Raw genomic sequence first — 12318 nt, 5'->3', positions numbered from 1 at the left:
CCAATGCTGCGCGCGGTCGCGTTTTCGGTTGGCGAGAATGGCGCTCACGACTTGTGTATTTCCCGCGCGCAGCATTGGTGGCAGATAAGGCCAAACTGTAGCGGGCGCTTCAGCGCCTTAGCAACGGAGAAACGACCAGGATGTTTGCGGCAACGGCCCTCGACACGAGCAACAAGCCGGCCTTCTACGATGAGCTGGCCAGGCAATTGAAAGCGCTGCTGGAAGGCGAGCGAGACTCGATCGCCAACGCCGCCAACACCTCGGCGCTCATCTACCAGATGGTGCCCGACCTCAACTGGGCGGGTTTCTATTTCCTTCAATCCGACGAAGAGCTGGTGCTCGGCCCCTTCCAGGGCAAGCCGGCCTGCGTGCGCATAGCGGTCGGCAAGGGCGTCTGCGGCACGGCGGTCGATCTCGATATGTCGATGCTGATCAAGGACGTGCACGATTTTCCCGGCCACATCGCCTGCGATGCCGACTCGCGCTCGGAACTGGTCGTGCTCTTGCGCGACGACGAAGGCATCTTCGGCGTGCTCGATCTCGACAGCCCGCTGCCAGGCCGCTTCGACAAGGAAGACCAGGCCGGCATCGAGAAGCTTGCCGCGATCTATGTGGCCGCCAGTTCCTTTGAGGACTGAACTCTTAGCGGACTGCGGTACGGCTCCGCCGCTGGCTCAACGACCCTGTCTTGCGTTGCCATACGCGCGTCGTTATCTCTGGCGGAATATGACGCTCGCCAAGCGCGCCGAAGGGAGAAGATATGTCGCACAATCTGCAGTTCTATATCGAAGGCGTGTGGGTCGATCCGGTGGTGCCGAACAATTTCGACGTCATCGATCCGTCGAACGAAGACGCCTTCGCGCAGATCTCGCTGGGCACCAAGGCCGATGTCGACAAGGCGGTCGCTGCCGCCAGGCGCGCCTTGGCCACTTTCGGCTTCAGTGAAGTCGAGGAGCGCCTCGACATCCTCAACCGCGTCATCGAGGTCTACAAGAAGCGCAGCAAGGACCTTGCGCTCGCCGTCTCGCGCGAGATGGGCGCGCCGCGCCAGATGGCGCTGGACAGCCAGGTCGGCGTCGGCCAGGCGCATCTGGAGAAGATGGCCGAGGTGCTGAAGACCTTCCAGTTTCGCCATGTCAAAGGCTCCTCGCTGATCGTCAAGGAGCCGATCGGCGTCGTCGGCCTGATCACGCCCTGGAACTGGCCGCTCAACCAGATCACCTGCAAGGTCGGCCCGGCGCTCGCCGCCGGCTGCACCATGGTGCTGAAGCCGTCGGAGATCGCGCCGCTCGACGCCATCATCTTCGCAGAGATCATGGACGAGGCCGGTGTGCCGAAGGGCGTCTTCAACCTGGTCAACGGCGATGGCCCAACTGTCGGGCAGGCTTTGGCCAGCCATCCGGATGTCGACATGATGTCCTTCACCGGCTCGACGCGGGCCGGCATCCTCGTCGCCAAGGCGGCCGCCGACACGGTGAAGCGTGTGCATCAGGAGCTCGGCGGTAAATCCGCCAACATCCTGTTCCCCGACGTCGATCTGCAAAGGGCGGTGACCAAGGGCGTGGCCGGCTGCTTTGGCAATAGCGGCCAGTCCTGCAACGCGCCGACCCGCATGTTCGTGCCGCGCGACCGGCATGACGAGGCCGCCGGCTATGCCAGGACGGCGGCGGAGAAACTCACCGTCGGGCCGGCCGACGCGCCGGGAACGAAGCTCGGCCCGGTGGTAAGCCAGCTGCAGTTCGACAAGATTCAAGACCTGATCCAGAGCGGCATCGACGAAGGCGCGACCCTGATCGCTGGCGGCCCCGGCCGTCCGGCCGAGCTCAACCGCGGCTACTATGTCCGCCCGACCGTCTTCGCCAACGTGACGCACGACATGCGCATCGCGCGCGAAGAAATCTTCGGGCCGGTGCTGTCGATCATGCCTTACGACACGGTCGAGCAGGCGATCGAGCTGGCCAACGACACCGTCTTCGGCCTCGCCTCCTACATCCAGGCCAAGGACATCGAGAAGGCGCGCCAGGCCGCGGCCCGCATGCGCTCCGGCAACGTCTATATCAACTATCCGACGTGGGACGCCGGCCTGCCCTTCGGCGGCTACAAGCAGTCCGGCAACGGCCGCGAATATGCCGAATACGGTCTCGAGGATTTTCTGGAGATCAAGGGCATCGCGGGATACGCGGCGGCGGAGTAGGCGGAGCAGAGGCCGGCGCAGGCAGATAGGGAAAGGGCGCGATCTCGGCTTTGCCATTTGCCATGAGCCGCTTGCCGCGACAGCCGATCAGCTCTTCCTCGCCGCCTTCTTACCCGCGCCTTGCCTCGATGATGCCCACCATGGCGCGGGTGAATTCAACCACGCTGTTTGCCGTGATGGCGGCATTATCGGGACTCTGGCCGATTTGCTCGGCTGCTCCGCAGCACGAGCGGCGGATGAGGTCGTAATGAGCAAGTCTTTCATCGTCCGGCAACGCCGCCAAGTTCAAGGCTCGACGGTGAAGCATGCGCAACAGCTGCGCCAGCGCTGTTTCGACACTCATGCGTTTGGCTCCGCATCGGTCGAACGTCTCGGCACATAAAGTACCGGATCGTCGATCAGGGGGCGGTTCTCGTCCCCGATCCGGCAAGGCTGCGCCTTAGTCGTTAATACATCGTTGATCGCTAATATGATCGGTGAAGGCTTTGGGGCGGATTCCCGGATGCTATCGGATGCGGCGGAGGCAGATCATCCCCGCGCGGCACGGCTAACATCCTCGACATTTTCAAAATCTAACGATCGGCAAAATGCACCAGTAAGGATGCTTGGTAAGGGTTGATTCAACCCTTGCTAGTATGTAAAAGGTGGCGGCTCCGGCCAGGGGTAGGGTTGCCTGAAAGCCGGAGCCGCCTGCGCGGCCGATGGGTAGTGTCCGCGCTGTCCCAGAATAGGACAGCGTGGTCTACGATTCGTTAATTCGCTAATATATCGTCGTATGGGAAGCTCGCGGACAGCGATGCCGGCAAACGACATATCCCAAGCAATTGAATTCTCACACGAAGTTCTAGCTGCAAATCTGGATTCGAACCAGGACCGGCGGACTTAAGAGTCCGCTGGTCTACCCGTTCCTATCACCAGCAACGCTGCCAGCTCCCAGATAAGATCCACCATGTCTTTGGCCTTCTTTTCGGGGGGCGTTGGGATCGAGTAGGGATGGTGATGGGGTCGACAGACCGGCCCGGCCGTCATCCTGAATGATGATTGCATCGATGCACTTCGTCGCCCAATGCTCAAGCCCTTTGCCATGGTTAACGAGTCGTGGGCCGGCGGGACCTTCATAAAGACTTTGCTAATATTAGAAAGAAGACAAGCCGTTCAGCGGAACAAGCCTCGCTGAACGCAGTTCGGTGCGACGTGGCGTCGGCTATTGCCGTCGCGTTGGGAGACAGCAGCGCAAGCGAACCCGACAGGAAGCCAAGCCTTCGCAAGGCCTCTCGCGAGCTGCCAAGAAATGAGTGGAACATCACCCCTAGGTGCGCAATGACTACCTCCAAACACATTTCAACGTTCGACCTCGATCAGTTGCGAGAAGCCTTCAAGCAATTGACTCGCGAGCAAGGCATCACAGCCGAAGAACGGGACGTATACGCCCAGCTTTTCCTGAAGCAGACCTGCGCCCCAGTTTTTCCGCTCGGGCCTGAACGGCGGCCGATTCAGGCTTGGGGTTAGCTTGGCGGCTGGTGTGCCGCATCGACGGTTGCGGGTCCACGGCAGCTTCCCGCAAAGTCCGGCGACACACTTGCGCCAAGCCAGGCTTGTCCGTCGAGATCATGGCCCGAACGCCGCTGCAGCTCTGCGATGGATCACCAGATGGTGGGCCGGGGGGCCCCAACTGATCTGGACGCCCTTTGAAGCGGCGCTAAATCAAGCCGATGCGGGTTGCGTTCAGTATATTTACTTTTCTTTTTTGCACCGCCTCTCTTCAGGCCCAGGAGTGGCAGCCGTTTGGGGTCCGGCAACTGGGCTTCACATTCGATGTTCCGCCTGGTTTCGTCCTCACCCAGCATTCGGATCAGGGTGCTGCATTCCAAGGCGAACAAGACGCGTTTCTTGCCGTGTGGGGCGCCAGACTTGGAAGAGCCAGCTTTCGGGCCGAGATCGAGCATCGCATGCTGGAAGACGAAAAGGCCGGCTGGAAGTTGACGTACCGGCGCCTGACCTCGACCTGGGCCAGCTATTCAGGGATCAACAACGGCGAGATCCGATATGTTCGCGCCATCAGGGTCTGTGATGACCGCGCCGCGCTTTTCACGATCAACTACAGCAGATCGGAGAAAACGCCTTATGATCGGATCATTGTGCGAATGGTAAGATCCCTAAGGGCCGAAGGCTGCTAGCCTTAGGCCCAGGGTGGGTTTCGATCTGCATTGCCGGCATGCCCTGATGCTATTTTTTACGAGCGACACGCATTTCAATGATGCCCGCATCCTGCGGATTGACCGGCGGCCTTTCGCATCGCTTGCCGAACATGACGAAGCGCTGATCTCTTTCTGGAACGAGACCGTCACGCCTGACGACGAGGTCTGGCATCTTGGCGACTTCGCGCGCCACGGCAAAGCAGGCGGGGAGGCACTTCTGTCGCGCCTCAATGGGCGCAAGAACCTGATCATTGGCAACAATGACCCGGACGAAACGACCGCCGCCGACGGATGGGCCAGTATTCAGCATTACGCGGAACTCAGGTTCAATGGGGTGCTTCTCATCCTGTGCCACTATCCGTTCCGCACCTGGAATCAGATGGGCAAGAAGTCGATCAATTTGCACGGTCACTCGCATGGGAAGCTTAAGCCGCTTCCACGCCAGTACGACGTTGGCGTAGATGCTTGGAACTTTCGGCCGGTCCCGCTTCCAGCATTGATCCAAAAAGGCGGTGCCCGGGCGCAAGCTTCGCTAGCTTAAAGTAGGTCAGCCGGCCAGCGAGAGCATCAGGGGCGGCCGTTCTTTTGGACCGCGCTAACCGAACACCCGAGTCCTTCATCATCGACGGCGAGATGATCACGCGGGATCCCGACGGACGGCCGAACTTCCATGCCATCCATTCGCGCATGACCTGGAACGCCCAGGCTCGCCTTCGTCGCTTTCGACCTTCTCTCCTCAACGGCGAGCACATTCGTGCTCTGCCGCTGATCGAGCGCAAGGCGAGGCACTGGAAACTGATCAAACCGTAAGACGGGGCGCTCACACGGCGCGATCCGGCGCGAAGACCGAGATCGCCTTTGGGTGAACCTTGAAATGGGCCGGTGTCGACGTGACGATCTCGCCATCGGTGTTGACCGGCATCGCCTTCCGCGTCTCGATGTCGAACTCGACGCACCTGGCCGTGCGCACCTCACGCCATGCGCCATGCGTTCCAGAACGGAAAGAGCGGAGCATCAGCGCCAGCTTCCAGAGGTTCGTCATTTCCAAGCTATAGAGATCGAGATGTCCGTCATCGATCTCGGCCGTTTCTTCCACGACGTTGCCGCCGCCGTAGTGCCGACCGTTTCCAACCGCGATCTGGTAGGTTTCCACCTCGATCGCCGCGCCTTTCTCGATAATCTTCGCGTGAAACCGCGCGGCCCGGGTCAACACTTTCATCGCCGCCAGCGCATAGCCCAGCCTGCCGAAGCGCTTCTTCAGTGCGGGGTCAAGACCCTGCGCCAGTTCGGTGCTGAGTCCGATACTTGCGACATTGAAAAAGGCATGACCGTTGACCGTCCCGACATCGATCAGTCGGGTTCGGCCTCGCGCGATCACATCGGCGGCCTGCAGGAGATCCATCGGAATGTTGAGCGTACGAGCAAGGTCATTCGCCGTCCCCATAGGAATGATGCCCATCGGCAGGCCGCTTTCCATGATCGCCGTCGCCGCCGAGGACACCGAACCATCGCCACCGCACACGACCACAAGATCGGCCATATGGCGTAAGCGAACGATGTCTCGAGCGATTTCAGGCAACGCCTCGAACATCTCAACGGTGACGGAAAGCCGACCTCGCCCCAGCCGCTCCACAATTGGCGCGAGCATCTCCTGGCCGCGCCGAGCCTTGGGATTGAGGAGCAGCAACGCGCGCCTTTTGGCTGCTTCGCTCATTCAAAGATCGGTCCGACTGATCATGGCTCAACGCAAATAGGGTGGCTGCTTCCGGATTTCGACCGCAAACCGACGCGAAACGTCACACCTGCCCCGCCTATGGCGCGCGGTTTCTAAGCGACGGAGAGCGTAGCGCGCCTGCGGCGTCGGATAATTCGCGGGCAAAAGGTCCACATTGGCTATGGCGAAGCGCTTTCTTGAGAAGGCGGGCTGAAGCGATCCGCTTTTTGCAGTAGGACTCCCGAGGAGCGAGAGAGCCGCCTTGGCTAGTGAAGTTTGTCCTTGGAAGGTTTGGCGGCCGACTCGCTCAAGATTTCTTTAAGCGCTTGCTCCAGCTCCAGCCCGAGCCCGATAATGGGCTCGGGAATCGCAATCACGTCATTCCGGCCCGCCACCACTTGCGTCTCGGCCGAAAGCTCCGAGACTGCTTTACCGGCCGATTTCGATAGCAGTCGCGACAGGTGCTGCCGCTGCAATGCGTGAACCTCTTCCAACAGGCTCAGGAGCCTCAATGCATCCTCGATCGGCAGCCTGCTGGTTCTGAGGCAGGCAATCCGCTCGTGCTGACGTGCGATGTGCCGCTCGCCCTGTCGGACGTGGCGCCGCGCCATGCTGATGTGGTCGTGGAGAAGCATTGCCCACAACGCGAAATCCCCCGCGTCGTTCCGTTGTGGTTTTGAGGCGCAAATCACAAAGGTTAATGCAGCGAGTTTCTTGCCCGCTTACATGCAGCAAGGCCGCAGTCTGCTCAAGCTTGTCGGTGCCGGTCGGATGATGAGAAGGGAATCTGATGAAGGCAATGAAGAGGGAAAATCGTCGCCGCTTGCTGATCCAACTCCGCCAGCAGGAGATGCGCTATCTAGAGCTGATCGACCAGACGCGAGTGATGATTGCCAAGAGCTCCAGACTGGTCGAGCAATCCAGAAAACTCCTGTTGGTTCAGCGCAGCGGCGCATGCAAGACCAAGCCGGCAATTGTCAGTCTGCCGCCATCCCGACGGTATCGCGTTCGCTGTAGCGCAGACCGCTCGGGCTGACCCCGCGCTCGGGCGCGCTTATTATCCATCTAGGGAGGCGTACCGTCTTGCCGGCGAAGGGGTACGTCACCTTTTCGTCCCTCGAATGAAAGGCGACGAGATACGCTGGCCCGCCGAGCCGGAAATGACGGCAAAACCAAGCTCTGGTTCCCGCGTGGCTCCTCTGTCCACCCCTCGGGCGGGACTCTTTGCAACTCAGTGATTTTCGCTTAGCCGCATTGTCTGGCGCCAAGCGGCCTTCGAGCTTGGCCATGTTCAGCAGTGTTAATCTAAGCTTGTCGTTCGCCAGCTTGCGGCTAAGCTTGCAGTATTGGGGAAGACAGGGAAACAGATTTGCCTCGTCGATCGGTACGAGCCCATCTGCTTGGACTAATCGCAGCGGCCGTGTTGCCGGTCTGGCTGTTTGCTGCCTATCTGTTCGTTGCCTACGCCCTGCATGAGCAGTCTCGTATCGAGCAGGAGGCGCTTTGGATTGCTCGTCAGGTGTCGCTGGTCGTTGATGGCGAACTCGTCAATCTCAAGACCCTTCTGGAAGGGCTCTCCAAGTCGCCTGCTCTCGCCAATGATGATCTGCAGGCTTTTAGCAACGAGGCGAGCCGCCTCGTCCAGGGTACGGATCAGGTAATCACGCTGCGTGATCTCGGTGGCCGCGCCTTGGCAAGCACTCAATCCGCCAAGGGCTCCGAGCCTTCGGCCGAACCCCTGACGCCCGAGGAGCGCGAGCACCTGGATCTTGCTGGCGTGCTGGTCAGCAACGTGTTCGCCGCGCCGCGATCGAACGCATACCGGATCGCGGTCACCAGACAAGTGTCGGGCTCGAAAGGCCAGTCGTTGCTGCTTTCGATGTCGGTCCCGACGGAACGCATTCGCCTTGCTATGCTGCCCGCGGTCCCAGCGGGGTGGACGGTCGCTGTCGGTGATCGTGAGGGCAACTACGTTGCAAGGTCCAAGTTGCATGGTGAGGTGACCGGCAAGCCCGGTTTGCCGGAATATTTAGCAAAGGTTGTCGGCCGCTCCGGTACGTTCCGATCTCGCAATTTCGAAGGCACCACGCTGCTGGCCGGGTACTATCGATCGCCCTATTCGGACTGGTTCTACACCGCAAATGTTCCGCTCTCTGATGTTCAGGCACCTCTCTGGTGGTCTCTCGCACAGATTGGTGCAACAGGCCTAACAGCGCTGCTTTTTTCGCTCACTCTGGGCTACGTAGTCGGTAAAACCTTCACCAAGGCCACAGTCGATCTCGCCGCGCGCGCCGATGCGCTCGGCAAAGGGAGCGAGGTCAAACCTATGTCGACGTCTGTCGCCGAGTTCGACACGATTGCCCAAGCCATGATCAAAGCCGGCCGTGCAATCGCGGAACGCACGCGCGAGTTGGAAACCGTTCTGGATACGGCGCCGGTGGCGGTCTGGTTCACCTATGATCCGCAAGCGCGACAGGTGATCCGCAACCGGTTCGCGGCGGAACTGATGGGCCTGTCGACGGAGTCCCGGAGATCCTTTGGGACGCCCGACTTGGTGATCGAAACGCTGGCGTACAAAGACGGCCAGACCATCAGCCGGGAAGACCGTCCGCTGAGCAGAGCCATGCGCGGCGAGGAAACTGACAGTGAGGAATTCGCCTATACGCTGCCATCCGGGGTGCAACGTTACCTGCTTTCCAGCGCGCGGCCCGTCCGCGATGCGGCAGGCTCGGTAATAGGCGCTGTCCAGATCAGCCTCGACATCTCCGAGCGCAAACGGAGTGAGGAGCAGCGCCAACTGTTGATCAATGAACTAAACCACCGGGTCAAGAACACGCTGGCCGTAGTTCAGGCAATCGCGAGCCAGACCATGCGCAGCGCAACCAGCCTCGCGCTCGCAAAGGAGGCGCTTTCGGCCCGGCTGGTTTCGCTGGCACAAGCGCATGATATCCTCACCCGGGAGAATTGGAGCGGTGCCGATCTCAGCACGCTCATTGCCGCCTCGATCGACCCGCATGCCTCTCTCGATCGGTTCGATCTCACAGGCGAGCCGGTTTGGTTGCCCTCGAACGTGGCGCTTTCCTTCGCACTGGCCATTCATGAACTTACCACGAACGCCATCAAATATGGGGCGCTCTCCAATCCTACCGGATCGGTCTCGATCTCGTGGCGGTTGGAATACGCAGATGGGGGCCGAATTCTGGTCCTCGAATGGTGCGAGCAAGGCGGCCCGCCGGTCGTGCCTGGCAAACACGGCTTTGGTACGCAACTCCTGCAGCGAGTGTTCGACAGCGAAAGAACGGGCGGGGTTGAGCTGGTCTACGATCGCTCCGGGCTGCGTTGCATTTTTAAGGTGGGATTGGACCGCAGCAAGTAGCGTAAGTGCCGACGCAAACACCAGACGGCGACGAGACCCGCGACGTCTTTCAGCACTACCACCTAGGAAGGAATGGAGAGTTTGGCCCGGGAATTTAGGGGGTGCCTGTTCCGACAACTTCCAAACGTCTAATATGCCCAAATGCAGCGGTGTCGCATCGCCTTCGGTCCGTTCGTGCTCGATCCCGACATGGGGACGCTTCTTAAAGACCAGATCCCGATCACTGTTGGGCATCGTGGGCTGACGCTGCTTGCTGCGCTTACCGCACGGCCCGGTGAGATCCTGACGAAGGCCGAGCTGATGGACGCTGCCTGGCCGGGCACCGCCGTTGAGGAAGGCAACCTTACCGTCCAAATCGCGACGCTGAGAAAGGCACTCGGTCCGGCTGATAACGGCGGTGAGTGGATCGCCACAGTGCCTCGCCTCGGGTACCGCTTTACGGGGGCTGTCGAGCCGGTGGCGAGCGCGTCCTACGGAGCGATCCCACCGCCCGGCAAGCCGTCGATCGCGGTGCTGCCCTTTGTCAACTCGGGCGGCGATCCGGACCAGCAGTATCTCAGCGACGGCATAACCGAGGACATAATTACGGAGCTGGCCAGGTTCCGCTCCCTGCTCGTCATCGCACGCAATTCATCGTTTCAGTTCCGTCACCCCGCATTGGACACTGCCGAAGCCCACCGCAAGCTCGGAGTTCGCTACCTCGTCGCAGGCAGCATACGAAAGCTCGGTGATCGCATTCGGATCACCACACAATTGATTGATGCCGCCACCGGTACCCACCTTTGGGCCCAACGGTACGACCGGGCCCTCAACGACATCTTCGCATTGCAAGACGAGGTTGCGGCTCTTATCGCCTCGATGGTCGAAGGCCAAGCGGAGGCCGATTCTGCGAGCCGCAGCAGACGCAAGCGTCCGACCGATTGGGACGCATACGACTACTACCTGCAGGGGCGCGCGCACTTCTACCGATATGAACTGGATAAGGCCGAGCCCCTCTTCGCGCAGTGTATCAAGCTCGATTCGGCATTCGCTCAAGGTCACGCCTTCCTGGCGCAGGCCCTCGTCGGCAGATTTTGGTACGACAACGATCTGCGGACGCTACAGAAGGCCTGGGACGCCGCTCGAACGGCGCTCGCTCTCGACAGGAGCGATGGCGTCTGTCATCAGAGCATGGGGCTGGTGCTTACCCACATGCGCCAACACAGCGATGCGGGAGTGCATTTCGAGCGAGCGCGCTCGTTGAACCCGCTGGACGTGAACATAGCGGGGGATTACGCAAGCTGGCTCAACTACGGCGGACGGGCCGAGGCGGCGCTCAACGTGCTCGAAACAGCGCTCCTGCGCGACCCGGTACCACCGATGTGGATCTGGGAGGTGAAGGGTAGCTCCCTGTTCCTGCTTGGAAGGTACTCGGAAGCCGTCGGTTCGTATCAGAAGGCTGGCGACCAGTTCTTCGTCCATGCCTTCCTCGCAGCGTCGTACGCACATTTAGGCGAGGCGGAGAAGGCGCGCGCTGAAGTCGAGGAAGCACTGACCAGGAAACACGACCTGACTCTCCGGCTGATTTCAAATCTCCCGTTCGCCGACCATGTCGCCCTCGGGCTTTTCACATCAGGCTTCAGAAAGGCCGGTTTTCCCGCCTGAACGCACCCCAGGGAAGGCTATTTTCACACTCGGAGGGGTAGATGCTTTCCCATCTCAAATTTGAATGCGGGTGCACCTCGTGCGGCCCACAATAATGCATGCCGAACTATCTGTTCGAAGTCTTCCGAAATGGGCAAAGCCTCGGCGATGCTTGGGTCGACCTCGGCAACCTCACCGACCTGCGACGAGAAGCGCTGAAGGCGCTTCACGATATCGCCGCAGACGAAATCGCCTCAAGCGACTTGGATGAGACTGTGACCGTTGCCGTTCATGACGAAGCCGGCAGGCCGGTATATTCCGCAAGTCTCACCGTTTCGCAGCCGTTGCCCGCCTTCAACGGCTAGGAGTCGTGCGCTCATCCTCCAGCGGCAGGAACGCGCCCGGTCGCAGCGAAGCCGGGACTGGCAGTTTGATGAGGGGGAAAGACGGTAGTGGAAGAGAGCCTTTCCTGCTGCTGATCCTGATCTCGCCGCTCGCGGCCCTGCGCACGCGAGTGGCGTTCCTCTGCAGCATATTGGCTTGGAAGACCGACCAGCCGGTTGAGCCTGAAGCCGCACATTATTCACCGTGGTGATGAGTGTTTCTGCGTTTTCCAAATTGGACGCGTACAACCTTTTTGGGCGATGGGTCGTTCAGAACGCCTCTGCTCTCAACGCCACCAGCGAAGCAGGGCTGCGTGCCTGACGACCGATGGAGCAGACATCGATGCCTGTCGGGAACGCGCGATCGGGCCCACGCTGCAGCGGACCTCGATTGCGGGCTGGAGGCAGAAGGCACTGCTTGCCCAGGGAAGTTGAATAGGGAGTTGGTCGGCTCCCCTAAGAGTTGCCTTTCGACCAAGGAGCGATCGATGAAGTCGGCTTTCCGGTACCTGATGTTCGCCGCGGCCTTGCTGTCGCCAGCGGGAATGAATGCAGTCCAGGCAGCGGACGCTCAAATGCCACTCGCTGTTGCGAGGCCCCGGGAACCCTCCATCACCACGAGCACGTCCGAGACGACCGGCATGTCCCGGGTCAACGGCCAGAACGCTACGGTGCCCCATGTGAATGCGACGAAGCCTGGATTGCATGCCGTGTTGCTGCGGCTTGAGCCGCAGCAACACGGCATGCCGCTGTTGCACCTCGATTCCCGCTTCGCGACGATCCTGTCTGGAACCTTCTACGTTGCGCTTGACGACACATACGACGCAACC

The 12318-nt window shown here is 60.6% G+C and carries 13 protein-coding genes; 10 read left to right on the top strand and 3 right to left on the bottom strand.

The window, feature by feature from the left end; genetic code table 11:
- Positions 1 to 140: 140 nt before the first annotated feature.
- Positions 141 to 638, top strand: a complete 498-nt coding sequence (locus EOA75_RS19100) for a GAF domain-containing protein (RefSeq protein ID WP_067000588.1) — start codon at positions 141 to 143, stop codon at positions 636 to 638.
- 122 nt (positions 639 to 760) lie between these two features.
- Positions 761 to 2194: an aldehyde dehydrogenase family protein gene (locus tag EOA75_RS19095; RefSeq protein WP_127324899.1), complete on the top strand. Its 1434-nt coding sequence runs from the start codon at positions 761 to 763 to the stop codon at positions 2192 to 2194.
- 109 nt (positions 2195 to 2303) lie between these two features.
- On the opposite strand, the gene EOA75_RS19090 is transcribed toward EOA75_RS19095, so the two are convergent.
- A complete protein-coding gene (locus tag EOA75_RS19090) occupies positions 2304 to 2537 on the bottom strand; it encodes a hypothetical protein (RefSeq protein ID WP_067329916.1) in 234 nt (77 codons plus the stop codon).
- A 1369-nt stretch (positions 2538 to 3906) separates the two neighbouring features.
- On the opposite strand from EOA75_RS19090, the gene EOA75_RS19085 reads away from it, so the two are divergent.
- Genes EOA75_RS19085 through EOA75_RS19075 form a run of 3 tightly spaced genes read left to right on the top strand, consistent with a single transcriptional unit; the run spans position 3907 to position 5202 of the window.
- Complete coding sequence (locus tag EOA75_RS19085; protein WP_067329922.1) at positions 3907 to 4371, top strand: hypothetical protein; 465 nt, start codon at positions 3907 to 3909, stop codon at positions 4369 to 4371.
- A 46-nt stretch (positions 4372 to 4417) separates the two neighbouring features.
- On the top strand, positions 4418 to 4933 hold the full coding sequence (locus EOA75_RS19080) for a metallophosphoesterase (protein ID WP_067329925.1): 516 nt from the start codon (positions 4418 to 4420) through the stop codon (positions 4931 to 4933).
- A gap of 44 nt (positions 4934 to 4977) precedes the next feature.
- The gene (locus EOA75_RS19075; protein WP_067329928.1) at positions 4978 to 5202 is read left to right on the top strand and encodes a hypothetical protein; all 225 of its coding nucleotides are present in this window, start codon (positions 4978 to 4980) and stop codon (positions 5200 to 5202) included.
- A gap of 10 nt (positions 5203 to 5212) precedes the next feature.
- Here the strand turns inward: EOA75_RS19075 and EOA75_RS19070 are convergent, their stop codons facing one another.
- Both EOA75_RS19070 and EOA75_RS19065 read right to left on the bottom strand, forming a co-directional pair.
- Positions 5213 to 6106, bottom strand: coding sequence for a lipid kinase (locus tag EOA75_RS19070; protein WP_127324898.1), 894 nt, complete (start codon positions 6104 to 6106; stop codon positions 5213 to 5215).
- Between the two features lie 266 nt (positions 6107 to 6372).
- Positions 6373 to 6741, bottom strand: coding sequence for a hypothetical protein (locus tag EOA75_RS19065; protein ID WP_067329933.1), 369 nt, complete (start codon positions 6739 to 6741; stop codon positions 6373 to 6375).
- A gap of 155 nt (positions 6742 to 6896) precedes the next feature.
- Here EOA75_RS19065 and EOA75_RS19060 point away from each other — a divergent pair, with 155 nt between their 5' ends.
- The 5 genes from EOA75_RS19060 to EOA75_RS19040 form a co-directional block, all read left to right on the top strand.
- Positions 6897 to 7142, top strand: a complete 246-nt coding sequence (locus EOA75_RS19060; RefSeq protein WP_095824759.1) for a hypothetical protein — start codon at positions 6897 to 6899, stop codon at positions 7140 to 7142.
- A gap of 384 nt (positions 7143 to 7526) precedes the next feature.
- Positions 7527 to 9482: an HWE histidine kinase domain-containing protein gene (locus EOA75_RS19055; RefSeq protein WP_245466677.1), complete on the top strand. Its 1956-nt coding sequence runs from the start codon at positions 7527 to 7529 to the stop codon at positions 9480 to 9482.
- Between the two features lie 174 nt (positions 9483 to 9656).
- On the top strand, positions 9657 to 11126 hold the full coding sequence (locus EOA75_RS19050; RefSeq protein WP_245466676.1) for a winged helix-turn-helix domain-containing protein: 1470 nt from the start codon (positions 9657 to 9659) through the stop codon (positions 11124 to 11126).
- Between the two features lie 98 nt (positions 11127 to 11224).
- A complete protein-coding gene (locus tag EOA75_RS19045) occupies positions 11225 to 11470 on the top strand; it encodes a hypothetical protein (protein WP_067000612.1) in 246 nt (81 codons plus the stop codon).
- Between the two features lie 506 nt (positions 11471 to 11976).
- The coding region (locus EOA75_RS19040) for a hypothetical protein (protein WP_206517011.1) at positions 11977 to 12318 on the top strand (342 nt) is incomplete at its 3' end.

Origin of the sequence: Mesorhizobium sp. M1A.F.Ca.IN.022.07.1.1, assembly GCF_003997575.1 — a bacterium.
Classification (GTDB): domain Bacteria; phylum Pseudomonadota; class Alphaproteobacteria; order Rhizobiales; family Rhizobiaceae; genus Mesorhizobium.
This window is presented reverse-complemented; position numbering and strand designations above follow the sequence as displayed.